The sequence below is a fragment of the Serratia sp. (in: enterobacteria) genome, assembly GCF_046715635.1.
In the GTDB taxonomy this organism is placed as follows: Bacteria; Pseudomonadota; Gammaproteobacteria; order Enterobacterales; family Enterobacteriaceae; genus Chania.
On sequence record NZ_JBKJYW010000388.1, the window covers coordinates 1 to 17510 of the forward strand.

The following is a 17510-nucleotide window of genomic DNA, read 5'->3' on the forward strand; positions in this document are numbered from 1 at the left end:
GCTCGTTCATCTGGCCGTAAACCAGGGAAACTTTGTCCAGTACGTTGGAGTCGGTCATTTCGTGGTAGAAGTCGTTACCCTCACGAGTACGTTCACCCACGCCCGCAAACACAGAATAACCGGAGTGCTCGATCGCGATGTTACGGATCAGCTCCATCATGTTTACGGTTTTACCCACACCAGCACCACCGAACAGACCTACTTTACCACCCTTGGCGAACGGGCAGATCAGGTCCATTACCTTGATACCGGTTTCCAGCAGATCCTGGGAGCTGGACAGCTCTTCGTAGCTTGGCGCCGGGCGGTGAATAGCCCAACGTTCTTCTTCGCCGATGTCGCCCTTCATGTCGATTGGTTCACCCAATACGTTCATGATACGGCCCAGGGTAGCTTTACCTACCGGTACTTCAATTGGGTGCTGCAGGTCGGTTACGGCCAGACCACGACGCAGACCGTCTGAGGTCCCCATTGCGATACAGCGAACCACGCCGCCACCCAGCTGTTGCTGAACTTCCAGCACCAATTTCTCGGTGCCGTTTGCAACCTCAAGAGCGTTGTACACTTTCGGTACGGCATCCTGAGGGAACTCGACGTCCACCACGGCGCCGATTACCTGGATAATCTTTCCAGTAGCCATCTTGAATCCTCTACGTAATTCGTAAACCTAGCTTAAACCGCGGAGGCTCCCGAAACGATCTCGGTGAGTTCCTGAGTGATGCTGGCCTGACGCGCCTTGTTGTATACCAACTGCAGCTCTTTGATCAGGCTACCGCCGTTATCGGTTGCGGCTTTCATCGCGACCATTCGTGCGGCCTGCTCGCTGGCCAGGTTTTCCACGACGCCCTGATAAACTTGCGATTCCACATAACGGCGCAGCAAGGTATCAAGCAGCACTTTTGGATCGGGTTCATACAGGTAATCCCAGGATTTTTTCTTCAGTTCACTGTCATCAGAAGGTGGCAATGGCAGAAGTTGCAGTAACTGCGGTTCCTGGGACATCGTATTAACAAATTTGTTGCTGACAACGTACAGCTTGTCTAAACGACCTTCGTCGTAGGCTTGCAGCATCACTTTCACGGGACCGATCAGATCCGACAGGGAAGGGTTATCCCCCATGCCAGTCACCTGGGCAACCACGTTGCCGCCCACGGAACCAAAGAAAGAGGCCGCTTTTGAGCCAATCAGCGCTAAATCAGCTTCAACGCCTTTTTCAGACCAGCGTTTCATCTCTGCCAACAGCTTCTTGAACAGGTTGATGTTCAAGCCGCCACAGAGACCACGGTCAGTAGACACCACCAGATACCCGACGCGCTTAACGTCACGCTCATCCAGGTACGGGTGCTTATATTCCAGATTCCCTAAAGCCAGGTGACCAATCACCTCGCGCATGGTCTCTGCATAAGGACGGCTGGCCGCCATGCGTTCCTGCGATTTACGCATTTTGGAGGCGGCGACCATTTCCATCGCTTTAGTGATCTTCTGCGTGTTTTGCACGCTGCCGATCTTACTACGTATCTCTTTTGCGCCGGCCATCTCTGCTTCTCCTCATTGCCAGCGGCCTGCCGTCTTACAACGGCAGGCCGCTATGCGTTACCAGGACTGGGTTGCCTTGAAGGTATCGAGGATGCCTTTCAGCTTGCCTTCGATCTCATCGTTATAAGCACCAGTTTGGTTGATGTGGTTCAGCAGTTCGGCATGCTCGCGATCCGCAAAAGCAACCAGAGCGGCTTCGAAGCTGACGACTTTCGCCACTTCTACGTCGTTCAGGTAGCCACGCTCGGCGGCAAACAGCACCAGAGACTGTTGTGCGACGGACATCGGCGCATACTGTTTCTGTTTCAGCAGCTCGGTCACTTTCTGACCGTGGCTCAGCTGTTTACGCGTTGCATCGTCCAGATCGGAAGCGAACTGAGAGAACGCAGCCAGTTCACGATACTGTGCCAGTGCGGTACGAATACCACCGGACAGTTTTTTCATGATCTTGGTCTGTGCTGCACCACCCACACGGGATACGGAAATACCCGGGTTAACCGCCGGACGAATACCGGAGTTAAACAGGTTGGATTCCAGGAAGATCTGACCATCGGTAATCGAGATTACGTTGGTCGGAACGAACGCGGAAACGTCACCCGCCTGAGTTTCAATGATCGGCAGAGCAGTCAGTGAACCGGTTTGGCCTTTGACTTCACCTTTGGTGAAGGCTTCAACGTAGTCGGCGTTAACACGCGCAGCACGCTCCAGCAAACGGGAGTGGAGGTAGAATACGTCGCCTGGGTAAGCTTCACGACCTGGTGGACGGCGAAGCAGCAGGGAGATCTGACGGTAAGCAACGGCCTGTTTGGACAGGTCATCGTATACGATCAGCGCATCTTCACCACGGTCACGGAAGTATTCGCCCATCGCGCAACCGGCATATGGCGCCAGGTATTGCAGTGCAGCGGATTCTGACGCGGTAGCCACAACCACGATGGTGTTGGCCAGTGCGCCGTGCTCTTCCAGCTTGCGCACCACGTTAGCGATGGTGGACGCTTTCTGGCCGATAGCCACGTAAACACATTTGATGCCGGAATCGCGCTGGTTGATGATCGCATCGATCGCCAGGGCGGTTTTACCGGTTTGACGGTCGCCGATCACCAGCTCACGCTGGCCACGACCGATTGGGATCATGGCGTCGACCGATTTGTAGCCGGTCTGTACAGGCTGATCAACAGACTGACGTTCGATAACGCCAGGTGCGATAGTTTCAACCGGAGAGAAACCGTCGTTTTCAACCGGGCCTTTACCATCGATAGGTGCGCCCAGCGTGTTGACTACGCGGCCCAGCAGGCCACGGCCAACCGGAACTTCCAGAATACGGCCGGTACATTTTACCTTCATGCCTTCGGCCAGATCCGAATACGGACCCATGACCACGGCACCTACAGAGTCACGCTCCAGGTTCAATGCAATTGCGTAACGGTTGCCTGGCAGTGCGATCATTTCGCCCTGCATAACCTCGGCCAAACCGTGTACGCGGATGATCCCGTCGCTGACGGAAACGATGGTACCTTCATTGTGAGCTTCGCTCACTACATTGAACTGAGCAATGCGTTGCTTGATCAGTTCGCTGATTTCGGTGGAATTCAGTTGCATGCTCCAGTCCCCTTAAGACTGCAAGACGTCTGCCAGGCGCTCGAGACGGCCACGTACGCTGCCATCGATCACCAGATCACCGGCACGGATAATGACACCGGCCAGTACAGACTTGTCAATTTTGCAATTCAGCTTAACTTTGCGTGACAGACGTTTTTCCATCGCAGCGATAATCTTGGCTTGCTGTGTGTCGTTCAGTGCGCTCGATGAGAGCACCTCGACTTCGACGGTGGATTCCAGCGCGGCGCGCAGTTCGATGAACTGTTGCAGCACCGCAGGAAGGACCAGTAAACGCCCATTTTCGGCCATTACACGGATAAAGTTCTGGCCATGTTCGTCGAGCTCATCGCCACAAACCGCAATAAACGTGTTGGACAAGGTTTCAGGTGCAACAGCACCGGAAAGCAGTTCCGCCATCTGTTCATTACGAGTGACAACAGCAGTAAACGCCAGCATTTGCTGCCAGCGTTCTACGCTTTGGTTCTCAACGGCAAAGTCAAAAGCTGCTTTGGCGTAGGGGCGAGCTACGGTGATAAATTCAGACATCAGCCCCTCCCTCCTTACAGTTCAGCGACCAGTTTATCAACGATGTCGCTGTTAGCAGCTTCATCCACGGAACGTTCGATGATCTTCTCGGCACCGGCAATTGCCAGCATCGCGACTTGCTTACGCAACTCTTCACGAGCGCGCTTACGTTCGGCTTCGATCTCAGCCTGAGCCTGCGCCACGATTTTGTTACGTTCCTGCTCGGCTTCTGCTTTCGCTTCGTCCACGATCTGAGCTTTGCGTTTGTTTGCTTGCTCAATAATCGCCTGGGCTTCCGCTTTGGCAGTTTTCAGCTGGTCGGTCGCATTGGCTTGCGCTAAGTCCAAATCTTTTTTGCCACGTTCTGCAGAAGCGAGGCCATCAGCAATTTCTTTCTGACGCTTCTCGATGGCAGCCATAATCGGCGGCCATACATACTTCATGCAGAACCAGACAAACAGGATGAACGCGATAGCCTGGCCGAGGATTGTTGCGTTAAGATTCACAGCACAATGCCTCTATAAAAGTTAATAATGTGGTTTGTTTGCAGAGTTGTGAACCCTGCTTACGCGACAGCAAACATCACGTACAGACCCAGACCAACAGCGATCATCGGGATGGCGTCAACCAGACCCATAACGATAAAGAACTGTGTACGCAACAGCGGGATCAGATCAGGTTGACGTGCAGCGCCTTCCAAGAATTTACCACCCAGGATGCCGATACCGATCGCAGCACCGATTGCCGCTAACCCCATCATAATAGCGGCAGCCATGTACAGCAGATCCATATTCAGGTTTTCCATGACAGTCTCCAGTTTGTTTCAGTTTAATAGTGCAAGTGTTTTAAGAAAATCAGTGCTCTTCAGACGCCATCGACAGATAGACGATCGTCAGAACCATGAAAATAAAGGCTTGAAGCGTAATGATCAGGATGTGGAAGATTGCCCAAGGCAAACTCAGCATCCACTGTGACCACCACGGCAACAGACCAGCAATCAGGATGAAGATCAACTCACCCGCATACATGTTGCCGAACAGTCGCAGACCCAGTGAAACAGGTTTGGACAGCAGGCTGACACCTTCAAGGATCAGGTTAATGGGAATAAATACCGGGTGGTTGAACGGCTGCATGGTTAACTCTTTGACGAACCCACCAATGCCTTTCATTTTAATGCTATAGAACAGGATCAGGATAAACACGGCCAACGCCATCGACAGCGTGATATTCACGTCAGCGGTAGGGACGACACGCAATGCCGGCAGACCAAGCTGGGTTCCGATATACGGCAGGAAATCAACCGGGATCAGGTCCATCAGGTTCATCAGGAACACCCAGACGAACACCGTCAGCGCCAGCGGAGCAATCACCTTGCTCTTGCCGTGATACATATCCTTGACGCTGTTGTCGACAAAGCCGACGATCAGCTCAACGGCGGTTTGCAGCTTGCCGGGAACACCACTGGTGGCGTTTTTGGCTACCTTGCGGAAAATAGCCAGAAAAACTACCCCGAGGACGACGGAGAAAAACATCGAGTCGACGTTAATCGACCAGAACCCAGTCCCGACCTGAAACTGCGTCAGGTGGTGACCGATATACTCCTGTGGACTGTTGAATCCCTCTGCAGACATGATGCCTCTACCCTTATTTAGTTAATTTCGGTAACTGTTAATCACGGCGGGTGCCACTATCTGCACAATCAACACCGCTAAATAGGTCAGGCCAAGCGGTACAAACGTCGCTTTGAACACCCCAAGCGCCACGATCAGCAAAACGATGGTGATCACGACCTTTAGCCCTTCACCAATGGCGAACGACCAGGCAACCCGTCCAGGTGCCGGCGTCTGAGCCTGATGACGCAAGGCAAACAGCATAAACATGGCATTGGGTAACCAGGCAGCCAAGCCACCTGCCAGTGCCGAACCGCTCCACTCCAGACTTTTCAGGCCGAAAGCAGCGCTGATCAAAACAAAAGTCATTAACTGCAGCAACAGCAACTTGCGTGCAACTTTTCCGCTGTACAGGGACACAGACATGACGTTTGTTCTCTCCGTACCCCTGAGGGGGTATGCCGACGTATAAAACTGCCTTTGCGGTTCTGAGTCAAGCAGCAAAAAACGAGCAAATTATACGGGCCACTCCAACGAATTCAATCGATAAGTAGCGAAAAGGTGAACAATTATTTAAATTTCCCCTTTTCGGGCTATTTTCACAAGAAAATGGTCGGAATAATCTGCCGTATTTATTTGTCTGACTATTCCACAGTTGCGGTAAGAAACGTGCAACCGATCACAATACTGACTATTAATGAGTTATAGCCCAGGTTAACGGCCCGGGTCTTTAGCTTTTTGAGCGATCAAAAAATATTATAAATCAAATCATTACATCGTAACCGTTCAAAAACAATCCTTATACCCCGTAAAAACCTTTTATTGACATTCACAGGAGGAATAAACCAACAGCAAATTAACACTTACAGCAAATCGGAATCTTTCACACATTGTTGCTAACGTGACTATCGCCTGCTGCAATGATGCATTTTTGGCATAATCATGTTAACCAAAGGTAAATAAACTACAGGAAGCCAATCTGATTAGCTTGCTTGCTATTTACCCTCTGTACCCTACACCAATCGCTGATTATTTGATGCTAAACAATTCTGATTTGGCTTTAGTGGGCTTTCAGGACGATCAAATGGCGCTCGCCCTCCAGCTCCGGCACCTGCAAACGCACCACCGACTCCAGAGAAATCCCCTCGGGCAACTGGGCCAGTTCGTCTTGTGGGCAAACCCCTTTCAGCGCATAAAAACGCCCCTGTCCTTTGGCTGGCAGATGGTGGCACCAGGCCAACATATCTTGCAGTGATGCAAAAGCCCGGCTAATCACGCCATCAAACGGCGGTTCTGCCATAAACTCTTCCACACGGCTCTGTACCGGTTCGATATTGTTCAGCCCCAGCTCATGCTGTACCTGACGCAGGAAGCGTACGCGCTTGCCCAGGCTGTCTAACAAGGTGAAATGGGCATCGGGCCGCACTATCGCCAACGGAATGCCTGGCAAACCAGGGCCGGTGCCAACATCGATAAAGCGTGAACCTGTCAGATGGGCATTCACCACGATGCTGTCCATGATGTGACGCACCAGCATTTGCTGCGGATCGCGAACGGAAGTGAGGTTGTAAGCCTTGTTCCACTTGTCGAGCATCGCGACATAACCCAACAATTGCTGTTTTTGTTGATCGGGAAGCGAAATTCCAGCCGCCGAAAGCAACGAATCCAATTTTTTTTGCACAACAGAGTCCTCTGACAGGCGTTGGAACAGCAGGCCAATCTGCAACTGCTCTCTAAGGCAGTCTATGATAATTCAGGCTTGAGGTGATGTCAGCGGCCGTTTGCTCAGCAGATAGGCAAACGGCCACTCGGTAAGCGGATTTATGCGCTGCGGCGCAGTAAGCCCTGCTTTTTCAGCCAGATCAACAAAATGGAGATCGCGGCAGGTGTGATACCAGAAATGCGCGAAGCCTGGCCGATCGAGTTAGGTTTGTGATCGTTCAGTTTGGCGATCACCTCGTTGGACAATCCGGATACCTGACGATAATCGAGATCCAGCGGCAGCACGGTGTTCTCGTTGCGTTGCTGTTTGTCGATCTCATCTTGCTGCCGAGCGATATAGCCTTCGTATTTCACTTGAATTTCTACCTGCTCGGCGGCTTCGGTATCTGCCAGTGCAGGAGCAAAAGCAGCTACCGCAGTCAGTTGGCCATAATCCATTTCCGGGCGGCGCAGCAGTTCTTCGCCGTTGGCTTCACGTGACAGAGGCGCTTTCAGCAGGACGTTAACCTGCTCGACGTTCTCTGAATGCGGATGCACCCAGATATCACGCAGACGCTGGCGTTCCTGTTCGATGTGCTCAAGCTTTTCGCAATAGCGCTGCCAGCGCTCATCGTCTACCAGCCCCAGTTCGCGGCCTTTTTCCGTCAGGCGCAGATCGGCGTTGTCTTCACGCAGCATCAGGCGATATTCGGCACGTGAGGTAAACATGCGGTACGGCTCTTTGGTGCCCAGCGTACTGAGATCGTCCACCAGCACCCCCAGGTAAGCCTGATCGCGGCGTGGTGACCAGCCTTCGTCTTCAACGGCATAACGCCCGGCGTTCAACCCGGCCAACAGGCCCTGTGCGGCAGCTTCTTCATAACCGGTAGTGCCGTTGATCTGGCCTGCGAAGAATAGCCCTTGAATAAATTTGCTTTCCAACGTCGGTTTCAGATCGCGTGGATCGAAGAAATCGTACTCGATGGCATAACCAGGGCGAACGATGCGGGCATTTTGCATCCCTTCCATCGAACGAACGATTTGCATCTGTACGTCAAACGGCAAACTGGTGGAAATCCCGTTCGGGTAGATCTCGTTGCTGGTTAACCCTTCAGGTTCCAGGAAGATCTGGTGCGCATTACGATCGGCAAAGCGCATGACTTTGTCTTCGATCGAAGGGCAGTAACGCGGTCCGATCCCTTCGATGATCCCGGCATACATCGGGCTACGATCGAGGTTGTTGCGGATCACGTCATGGGTTTTTTCATTGGTGTACGTGATATAGCACGGCACCTGTTGTGGATGCTGGCTGGCGTTACCCAGGAAAGAAAACACTGGAATTGGCGTATCACCATGCTGCTCAGCCAGAACGCTGAAGTCGATGGTGCGTGCATCGATACGGGGAGGTGTACCCGTTTTCAGGCGATTGACACGCAGAGGCAGTTCACGCAGACGCTGTGACAAAGAGATCGACGGAGGATCCCCAGCACGGCCACCGCTGTAGTTTTCCAGGCCGATGTGGATCTTGCCATCTAGGAAGGTGCCTACGGTCAATACTACCGCTTTGGCGCGGAATTTCAGCCCCATCTGGGTCACCGCACCCACCACTCGATCGTTCTCGACGATCAGATCCTCAACCGGTTGTTGGAAGATCATCAGGTTTGGCTGGTTCTCCAATGCGGTACGTACGGCTTGGCGATACAGGACGCGATCTGCCTGAGCTCGAGTGGCTCGCACTGCCGGGCCTTTGCTGGCGTTTAGTATCCTAAACTGGATACCAGCATGGTCGATAGCCTTGGCCATCAGCCCGCCGAGTGCATCGATTTCCTTGACCAGATGCCCTTTCCCGATACCACCGATCGCCGGATTACAGGACATTTGTCCCAGCGTGTCGATATTGTGGGTCAGTAATAAAGTCTGACGTCCCATACGTGCCGCAGCCATGGCGGCTTCGGTTCCGGCATGGCCACCACCGATGATAATGACGTCAAATTGCTCTGGATAAAACATGGAACAGCACCTCGGAGTACTTGCGAACGATCGTTGTTTGCCCTGGGGGGAGGATTCTACTCAAGTTTAGTCGATTGACCAAGCGGTCAGGATCTTAGGTAATTAAAAGAAGATCTTTTTTATTTAAAGATCTCTTTATTAGATCTCTTATTAGGATCGAGATCCTCTGTGGATAAGTGATTATTCCAGAGAAAGATCAGCCGATTAAGTAGGATCGTTTGCTGTGAATGATCGGTGATCCTGGCCAGTATAAGCTGGGATCTAAATGGCATGTTATCCACAGATGGAAAAGTGTACGACGGTTGTTATTGGGATAACTACCGGTTATACCCTGCTTTCAAGCCTAGTTATACACAATCGTTCGCGCGATCTTTAACCGAATTAGAGTAAAATAATCCAATTCTTCAGCCATTCTTCGGCAGGATCCTCGGGAATTTCATGTTGGGTCACGTCGATCTCGAGACGATCGCCGATCCTTTTCGCTCCACGAGCCTGGAAAAGATCGTCGATCTGTTTGATCGCACCACAGAAGGTATCGTACTCAGAACTGCCCAAACCGACGGCACCAAACTGCACCTGGGATAAATCAGGTTGCTGCTCTGCCAGTTGTTCCAACAGCGGCTGCAAGTTATCCGGTAAATCACCGGCACCGTGAGTGGAGGAAACCACCAACCAGCGGCCTGACAGCGTCAATTCATCCAATTCAGGGCCATGCAGCATTTCCGTTGAGAAACCGGCTTCTTCGAGTTTCTCGGCCAAATGTTCAGCCACGTATTCTGCACTGCCAAGCGTGCTGCCACTGATCAGAGTGATGTCTGCCATGAATGAAATGATCCCAACCTTATACTCAAGAGGCCGTATTGTACTCTGTGAATCAGCTGGGATCTACCTGTGGATAATATGGGTATAACGATCTTGTTTAACGCTGGAGCTGAGATTAAGGGATTAATTTTTCACAGAATAACGGCATTTTCTTGGTGTAATGTTTTGATTTGAAGTTATTTAATCAAAAAGGGAGGCGGGCCAAGGAAGGAAGTCGCCAGCGTGCCATCAGCTCACTGGCCAATAAATTTTTTATTACGCTACGTAATCTTCGGGTTTAATCGATGATATGAACGCCTGCTAAACGCCAACCTAAGGCGTAATGGTACGCATGATAGGATTTTGCAACGAGATCAGCGTCTCTGTTGACTGGATCTCGTCGATGGTCTGGATCTTGTTGATCAGTACCTGTTGCAACGCGTCGATCGAACGGCACATCACCTTGATAAACACGCTGTAGTGGCCGGTGGTGTAATAGGCTTCCACTACTTCCTCCAGGCTTTCGAGCTTTTTCAGCGCCGAAGGGTAGTCCTTGGCACTCTTCAATATGATGCCGATAAAGCAGCAGACGTCGTAGCCCAGCCGTTTTGGGTTCACATCAACCCGCGTTCCGGTGATGATCCCGGCTTGCTTCATCTTCTCCACCCGCACATGAATGGTGCCGGGGCTGACGGTAAAATTCTTCGCCAGTTCGGCGTAAGGCATGCGGGCATTCTCCATTAATGCGTTGAGGATGCCGCGATCGAGATTATCGATCTGATAAATTTCTGCCATTAAATGCCCCTTTAATTGCTGATTGTTGAATTATCACCGCTTAAAAATGACTGATTAAAAGCGAAAAGGCAATATTGATTAATGGATATTGAATTTAGGTGCCATTCTGTTGCTTAATCATTGGCAACTAGACAGATTATTCAAGAGATACGGCAATGAAAAAGCAGTTTATCCAAAAACAACAACAAATCAGCTTCGTAAAATCCTTCTTCTCCCGCCAGTTGGAACAGCAGCTTGGCCTGATTGAAGTGCAGGCTCCGATCCTCAGCCGACTGGGTGACGGTACTCAAGATAACCTTTCTGGCAGTGAAAAAGCCGTTCAGGTGAAAGTCAAAAGCCTGCCGGATTCGACGTTTGAAGTGGTGCACTCGCTGGCTAAATGGAAGCGTAAAACCCTGGGCGACAACGATTTCAGCGCGGGCGAAGGCGTATATACCCATATGAAAGCGCTGCGCCCGGATGAAGATCGCCTGACGCCGATCCACTCGGTGTATGTCGATCAGTGGGATTGGGAACGTGTTATGGGAGATGGCGAACGTAGCCCGGCTTACCTGCAAGATACCGTTAAGCGGATCTATGCCTCTATAAAAGAAACGGAAGCCGCGGTGAGCCGTGAATTTGGTCTGGCACCGTTCCTGCCAGAACAGATCCACTTTGTTCACAGCGAAACGCTGCTGCAACGTTACCCCGAGCTGGATGCCAAAGGTCGTGAACGTGCGATTGCCAAAGAATTGGGGGCGGTATTCCTGATTGGTATTGGTGGCGAGCTGTCACATGGCAAATCCCATGACGTACGTGCACCGGATTATGATGACTGGACCACGCCAGGTGTCGAAGGGTTGAAAGGGTTGAACGGTGACATCGTGGTGTGGAACCCGGTGTTGCAGGATGCGTTTGAACTTTCCTCAATGGGCATCCGTGTCGATGCGGCGGCGCTGCAACATCAGCTGACCTTGACCGACGATCTGGATCGCCTGAAGCTGGAATGGCATCAGTCTCTGCTGCGCGGTGAAATGCCTCAGACCATTGGTGGCGGTATTGGTCAATCACGCCTGGTGATGCTGTTGCTGCAACTGTCGCATATCGGTCAGGTACAGTGCGGCGTGTGGGGACCTGAAGTACGCGATAGCGTTGATGGGCTGCTCTAAACTATAAAACCCTCAGCTGGCGGACGCTTCCCCAAATCAAATAGCGGAAGTGTCCACCTGCAGCAGATGCTACTGTAAGCATCTGCTGTGCTATACGGCAAGATCCTCAATATTTTCCCTATGCCCTACTTTTTGGAACATAAAAGGTAGGGCATATTGTCATTTATAAACACGTAGTTGCTATCTTGCCGATGAATTTCGAAAATAATCCCCCTCTGCTTGGTTAAAAAGAAATCAGGGAGCAGAGGAGAAAGCAATGCAACTAACTCACTGTTTTTTATCCCCTCTGAAGAGACCAGTACGACATCGTTTTTGTTGTGATACAGATAGGTAAAGTTAAAGTGTATGATCACTTTTTTATTTTTATTATCAGCATCACTAAACTGGCCAATGGAGTAAAATTTCCCTTTACCATCTTTGAAGTTAAATTCCATAGAGGATGAATATTCAGCACCCGATTTTGTTACGTTCATTTTTCCACGGCATGAGAAATTATTTTCTTTATATTTAAAGTAATAATTAACCAATAACGGTGAAAACAAAACTAATACTGTTATTATTCCGCCAAGGATTTTTATTTTTTTATTCATGATGGCTCTCGGTAAAACTATAAGTAATACATGACTCCAGATTGTTTTCCGGATTACATATAATAATAGAACCTTTATTTTTAAGACTGTTTGGTGTGATGTAAGCTGTCTGGCCTTTATTACAAATTAAACCACTTTGGTTGAATAATGAAATAAGTTCACTTTTATAACTGGTTGTGTCAGACCCTTTTGCTTTTACTAAGCACTGATTTATTTCACCGATACTCTCATATAAGGATAGATAGTTTGTTTTGTATTTTAGATTATCCATAATAGTGAATACTAATATAGAAAATGCAATAAAGAGTAATGTTATCAACCCAATGGTATTTCTTTTATTATTATTAGGCGAAATAGTTATTTCTATTTCTTTACTAACGTCTATATCAGCTTGACTGTTTTCACTTGGATTATATAGCTCATGTTCAGCAGATATCATTTCAACCTTACCCGTGAATTTTATCCCCAGTTTTGGCAAGGTTTTAATAATCTCGTCATTGATGCCTACGGCTTTCATTGCTTTTCTGAGCACTGAAATATTTTGATAGAATGTGTTGGTGGTAACGTATTGACCTTTGCTCTCCCAGACTTCATGGAAAAACTCTTTCTGATCAATAACCTTGCCGTTTTTTTTCAACAGAAGGGTTAGGCACTCACTAGCTGGCCCATTGAGTGACACTGTATTCCCTGTGTCATTTAAGGGTATTAGTGACTTTTTCTCAGTAGAAAACACGACTAAATCGTTTATTAAGAATTTTTCCATTTCAACCATAAACTTATAAGTAAGAAACTTTTCTGGTTAATATACCATATCCATAAGTGGCCATAATAATAGCATGCTAAGTTAAATCTTAAAAGATATTTTTCTATAAATATCATTAAGTTATATTTTTGTTATTCATGCTTTTGATGTGCATGATAATGTTTTTTGCATAAAAATAAGCACCGCACTTTTATCTTATCTATCTGATCTAAGGAAACTTCACTACCCTCAAGTGAGATAAATTATTAGGATTATCCTGGTCAAATAACAGGGAATATCGCTGATAAGTTAACAACGTTGTTACACTCATCATGCTTCAGTCTGTAAGACTACTTAACCCTGTTGCATTGTGTTCTATGTTGTTGTGGGCGATAGGAAAATAACACCCATAGATCGTGGATGTTTTAAACACGTAGCGTTAAAAATGTAATAAAGGATATATTATATGAAAAAGTTAGTAATCGTTTCTGCTCTGGCTGCTGTATTTGGTTCTGTTGGCATGGCTCAGGCTGCCTCTACGGGTACCATCACCTTTAATGGTAAGCTGACCGCAACTACCTGTGAAGTCATGGTTGATGGCCAGACTGCAGATGCTCTGATTACTCTGCCTACTGTCGGAACCAACCAATTAACGGCTGCGGGTAACACTGCAGGGCAAACCGGTTTCAACATGGCGTTGTCTAACTGTGAAGGGACGTTGAAAACCGCTTCCGCTTTCTTTGAATCAGGGGCTTCGGTTGATTTGGTCTCTGGTCGTCTGAAAAATATGACCGGTGACGCAACTAATGTCAGCCTGCAATTGCGTGACGCATCAGACGCATCACAGAAAGTGATTAAAGCGGGTAACTCTAACCAGACCACTGAGACAATCTACGTAGACATCGCTAGCGGTAGCGCCAACCTGCCTTATTCCGTTGAGTATTATGCAGAAGGTGCAACCACAGCCGGTACGGTTGCCAGTAACGTTATTTATTCTATTCAGTACAAATAAGTAGCCAATGCCAGGGAGGGAAACCTCCCTAGTATTATTTTTACGAGGCATTAACGTGAGAATTTTAATACGCAACTTTTTAATGGCTGTGATGGCAACTTCTCTGCTGGCTGCGCCAGCGGTAGCGAGCATTGTGATAACGGGTACGCGAGTTATTTACACTTCTGATGCTAAAGAAGTGAGTGTCAAACTCAATAATGCTGGCAAGCAACCTGTACTGATTCAGAGCTGGATTGATAGGGGAGATGCCAATGCTAAACCCGAATCGATTAAGGTTCCCTTTATTCTCACGCCTCCCATTAATCGCGTAGAAGCCGGCAAGGGACAGACTCTGCGGATTAGCTATACCGGTGAGGCACTGCCTACGGATAAGGAATCGGTGTTCTGGCTCAACGTGTTGGAGATCCCGGCAAAGAACAAGGCGAGTACCGCTGAAAACTTCCTGCAAGTGGCGTTCCGTTCACGAATTAAATTCTTCTTTCGACCCGTGGGATTACAAGGCGATGCAAACGAGGCCGCTAAAATTGTTACCTGGACGGGGAAAGGAAATTCCCTGCTGGCGAGCAATCCTACACCTTATTATGTCTCCTTCGTTACGCTAGCGGTTAATGGGAGAAAGGTTGAAGGAAGCATGATTGCCCCTCATTCGACCCTGACCGTTAAACTGCCTGGCCATGCTGGAAGCAAAGTAATTGGGGAATATGTGAATGATTATGGTGCAATCAGGAGTTTTGAAACTGTCATTAAATAGTTTTTAATCGTAGTAGATAAATAGTTACTGGATGTTCAGGAGATTGTTTTTAAAGGGAGTTTTATGAAAAGAATTCTGTACAAAGGCGTTCAGTGCAAACTCTCTCCTGTGGCTTTTGCTATGCTGTTTGTTAGTTTCAATAATTACGCCACTGAGAATATAGCCGTCTCTGAGCCAACTTACGTGGCACAGAATATGGAGTTTGACTCTTCTTTTCTTAATATCAGTGATGCTACCTCTGTTGATCTTAGCCGATTTTCCAATGGTTCTGCGGCTATGTCGGGTACCTACCGCACGGCTATCTATGCGAATGACGTACTGATTGGCAATAAGGATGTTGAGTTTAAATCCCGTGCCGACAAATCCGTTTACCCGTGTCTGACGAACGATATCATCAAACAAATAGGCTTTAATTACGATAAGCTGCCGAAAGACTTTATCACCGAAAAAAGTAAAGGAACGGCTTGCTTAGAATTAGATCGCAATCTGAATGAAATTAATGTCAGCTATGACAGTAATGAGCAGCGGCTTGATATTATCGTGCCGCAAGTATACATGCTGAATATGGCACGTGGCAATATCAACCCCGAGTTATGGGATAGAGGAATACCTGCGGTTTTACTAGGCTATAATGCCAATGCCTTTAGCAGCAAATCCCATGGTTTCAGTTATAACTCTATGTTTGCCGGGTTCAATGCAGGTTTAAACGTGGGGGCCTGGTATTTACGACATAACGGATCCTATAGCTGGACGGAGAACGGCCCGAAGAAATACAGTGCGATCAACACCTATTTGCAACGGGATATCCATCCGATATTAGGGCGTTTTTTGATTGGTCACTCTAATACTCAAGGGTCGGTATTCGATACCCTGCCGTTTTCTGGTATCCAGCTAGCCAGCGATGAACGTATGTTACCGGGATCTCAGCGTGGATATGCGCCAGAGATCCGTGGCATTGCCAGAACCAGCGCTAAGGTTACCGTTCGCCAAGGAGGCCAGGTGCTCTATGAGACGACAGTGACGCCTGGCGAATTTCTGATTAATGACTTATATCCCACCGGCTACGGCGGCGATCTGGAGGTTAGCGTACGTGAAGCCGACGGCACGGTGCAATCATTCCGCGTTCCGTATGCGTCAGTGGCACAACTGCTGCGCCCAGGGAGTTCACATTACTCGGCTACCGTTGGCAAATTGCGCAGCGATGACCTGCGGGAGAAACCCGAATTCTATCAGGCGACCTACCAGCGTGGTTTAACCAATGCCGTGACCGGTTATGGTGGGCTACAGGTGAACCGGCAGTATTATGCTCTCCAGCTGGGAGGGGCTTTTGGCACGCGTGTTGGTGCCTTGGCATTCGACGTGACGCAGGCGCACACCCGTTTGGCTAGCGGCAATAAACCGGGTGTGAATGACTCAGGCGGCTCTATCAGCGGGCAAAGTTACCGGATCAGTTACAGCAAAGCCATCAGCGAGACCAACAGCAATCTGTCGTTGGCCGCTTATCGCTTTTCTACCGGTGGCTATATGGACTTTATGACCGCGATGCAGGCCCGGGATGCGATTAGCCGCGGTTACTCATGGCAGTCGGTATGGCGGGCAAAAAATCGCTTTTCCGTTACCGCAGGGCAAGGCCTTCCGAAGGGCTTAGGCCAGCTTTACGTCAGTGGTTCATTACAGAACTACTGGAATAAAGAAGGCAGCGAAAAACAGTTCCAGGTCGGTTATAGCAACCGTTATAAAAATCTGACCTATGGCCTGAGCGTTAATCGCAGCTATTCCAGCTATGGCAATATCCAAAACAACTATCTGTTGAGTTTTAGCTTACCGCTGGGCAAAAGTAGCCGACCGGGTGCCCCTCAATTGCGTGCCGATCTGTCACACGACAGCAATGGACGCTTTGGTCAACAGGCCAACATTTCCGGCAGTTTTTGGGACAGCAACTCGCTTAGCTACGGGATAACGGCGATGAATACCAACCAGGGCGGCGGAAGCAGTGGCTCAATTAACGGCCAATATCTTGGCTCCAAGGCCAACGTGGGGGGAACCTACAGTACCGGCAAAGGTTACCATAGTGCTTCTATGGGGCTGAGTGGGACCCTTATTGGTCATAGCGGTGGGATAACCTTTACGCCGTATTCTTCCGATACCTTTGCATTGGTGGAGGCGAAAGGCGCGGAGGGAGCCAGGATCTCTTCCTTCCCAGGGATCCGCGTAGACTCCCATGGATATGCGGTAGTGCCCTACTTGAACGCTTATCAATTCAATGAAATCAGTTTGGATCCTAAAGGGACCGCTTTTGACGTGGAATTAGATAATACGACGCAGAAGGTGGTGCCCTATTCTGGCGCCGTGGTGAAGGTGAAATATAACACCAAACGCGGTACGCCAATTTTGATCAATGCGACTTATGCAGGTCAACCGGTGCCGTTTGGCGCTGACGTTATTGACCAAAAAGGTAACCACGTGGGTTCTGTAGGGCAAGGTGGACAGATCTACGCTCGGGTGGTGGAGCAGAAGAGTTCATTGCTAATCAAATGGGGTGAGGATAAACAAATGCAATGCCGCGTGCGTTATATCTTGATACCAACCAAGAAAAACTCTATCTCCTCGGAAATCCAGCGATTTACCTCAGCTTGTGAAGGTGAAGGAAATCAGCTCCCCCGAGCTTTTTCAATTATGAGTTAATAATGCGT

The 17510-nt window shown here is 49.1% G+C and carries 17 protein-coding genes and 1 pseudogene; 4 read left to right on the top strand and 14 right to left on the bottom strand.

What is annotated here, in order from left to right; all coding sequences use genetic code 11:
• The 12 genes and pseudogenes from ACLQ7H_RS20110 to asnC all read right to left on the bottom strand — a co-directional run.
• Window positions 1–637, bottom strand: a pseudogene (locus tag ACLQ7H_RS20110) (F0F1 ATP synthase subunit beta); the annotation flags it as partial.
• 32 nt (window positions 638–669) lie between these two features.
• Window positions 670–1533 carry a F0F1 ATP synthase subunit gamma gene (atpG, locus tag ACLQ7H_RS20115; protein ID WP_411754196.1) on the bottom strand — a complete coding sequence of 288 codons (864 nt, stop codon included), beginning with the start codon at window positions 1531–1533 and terminating at the stop codon, window positions 670–672.
• A 57-nt stretch (window positions 1534–1590) separates the two neighbouring features.
• Window positions 1591–3132, bottom strand: a complete 1542-nt coding sequence (gene atpA / locus ACLQ7H_RS20120; RefSeq protein ID WP_179246335.1) for a F0F1 ATP synthase subunit alpha — start codon at window positions 3130–3132, stop codon at window positions 1591–1593.
• Window positions 3133–3144: 12 nt separating this feature from the next.
• A complete protein-coding gene (atpH, locus tag ACLQ7H_RS20125) occupies window positions 3145–3678 on the bottom strand; it encodes a F0F1 ATP synthase subunit delta (RefSeq protein WP_024527380.1) in 534 nt (177 codons plus the stop codon).
• 14 nt (window positions 3679–3692) lie between these two features.
• Window positions 3693–4163, bottom strand: a complete 471-nt coding sequence (gene atpF / locus ACLQ7H_RS20130) for a F0F1 ATP synthase subunit B (protein ID WP_121608258.1) — start codon at window positions 4161–4163, stop codon at window positions 3693–3695.
• 59 nt (window positions 4164–4222) lie between these two features.
• Entirely contained in the window at window positions 4223–4462 is a 240-nt protein-coding gene (atpE, locus tag ACLQ7H_RS20135; RefSeq protein WP_004393045.1) for a F0F1 ATP synthase subunit C, read from the bottom strand.
• Between the two features lie 49 nt (window positions 4463–4511).
• Complete coding sequence (gene atpB, locus ACLQ7H_RS20140; protein WP_411754197.1) at window positions 4512–5288, bottom strand: F0F1 ATP synthase subunit A; 777 nt, start codon at window positions 5286–5288, stop codon at window positions 4512–4514.
• Between the two features lie 21 nt (window positions 5289–5309).
• Window positions 5310–5693, bottom strand: coding sequence for a F0F1 ATP synthase subunit I (atpI, locus tag ACLQ7H_RS20145; RefSeq protein ID WP_411754198.1), 384 nt, complete (start codon window positions 5691–5693; stop codon window positions 5310–5312).
• Window positions 5694–6327: 634 nt separating this feature from the next.
• A complete protein-coding gene (gene rsmG, locus ACLQ7H_RS20150; RefSeq protein WP_411754199.1) occupies window positions 6328–6948 on the bottom strand; it encodes a 16S rRNA (guanine(527)-N(7))-methyltransferase RsmG in 621 nt (206 codons plus the stop codon).
• A 140-nt stretch (window positions 6949–7088) separates the two neighbouring features.
• Complete coding sequence (gene mnmG, locus ACLQ7H_RS20155; protein ID WP_411754200.1) at window positions 7089–8978, bottom strand: tRNA uridine-5-carboxymethylaminomethyl(34) synthesis enzyme MnmG; 1890 nt, start codon at window positions 8976–8978, stop codon at window positions 7089–7091.
• 381 nt (window positions 8979–9359) lie between these two features.
• Window positions 9360–9800, bottom strand: coding sequence for an FMN-binding protein MioC (gene mioC / locus ACLQ7H_RS20160; RefSeq protein ID WP_024484681.1), 441 nt, complete (start codon window positions 9798–9800; stop codon window positions 9360–9362).
• Window positions 9801–10112: 312 nt separating this feature from the next.
• Window positions 10113–10574 carry a transcriptional regulator AsnC gene (gene asnC / locus ACLQ7H_RS20165; RefSeq protein ID WP_411754201.1) on the bottom strand — a complete coding sequence of 154 codons (462 nt, stop codon included), beginning with the start codon at window positions 10572–10574 and terminating at the stop codon, window positions 10113–10115.
• Between the two features lie 155 nt (window positions 10575–10729).
• On the opposite strand from asnC, the gene asnA reads away from it, so the two are divergent.
• Window positions 10730–11722, top strand: coding sequence for an aspartate--ammonia ligase (asnA, locus tag ACLQ7H_RS20170; protein WP_411754202.1), 993 nt, complete (start codon window positions 10730–10732; stop codon window positions 11720–11722).
• A gap of 125 nt (window positions 11723–11847) precedes the next feature.
• Here the strand turns inward: asnA and ACLQ7H_RS20175 are convergent, their stop codons facing one another.
• Both ACLQ7H_RS20175 and ACLQ7H_RS20180 read right to left on the bottom strand, forming a co-directional pair.
• Window positions 11848–12312, bottom strand: coding sequence for a hypothetical protein (locus ACLQ7H_RS20175; protein ID WP_411754203.1), 465 nt, complete (start codon window positions 12310–12312; stop codon window positions 11848–11850).
• Window positions 12305–13075: a winged helix-turn-helix domain-containing protein gene (locus tag ACLQ7H_RS20180; protein ID WP_411754204.1), complete on the bottom strand. Its 771-nt coding sequence runs from the start codon at window positions 13073–13075 to the stop codon at window positions 12305–12307. The genes ACLQ7H_RS20175 and ACLQ7H_RS20180 overlap by 8 nt, the downstream gene beginning before the upstream one ends.
• A 445-nt stretch (window positions 13076–13520) precedes the next feature.
• On the opposite strand from ACLQ7H_RS20180, the gene ACLQ7H_RS20185 reads away from it, so the two are divergent.
• The 3 genes from ACLQ7H_RS20185 (at window position 13521) to ACLQ7H_RS20195 (ending at window position 17502) form a co-directional block, all read left to right on the top strand.
• A complete protein-coding gene (locus ACLQ7H_RS20185; RefSeq protein WP_411754205.1) occupies window positions 13521–14066 on the top strand; it encodes a fimbrial protein in 546 nt (181 codons plus the stop codon).
• Between the two features lie 82 nt (window positions 14067–14148).
• Window positions 14149–14817 (top strand): fimbria/pilus periplasmic chaperone, encoded by a 669-nt coding sequence (locus ACLQ7H_RS20190; protein ID WP_411754214.1) that lies wholly within the window; start codon window positions 14149–14151, stop codon window positions 14815–14817.
• Between the two features lie 63 nt (window positions 14818–14880).
• On the top strand, window positions 14881–17502 hold the full coding sequence (locus tag ACLQ7H_RS20195) for a fimbria/pilus outer membrane usher protein (protein ID WP_411754206.1): 2622 nt from the start codon (window positions 14881–14883) through the stop codon (window positions 17500–17502).
• Window positions 17503–17510 lie beyond the last annotated feature (8 nt).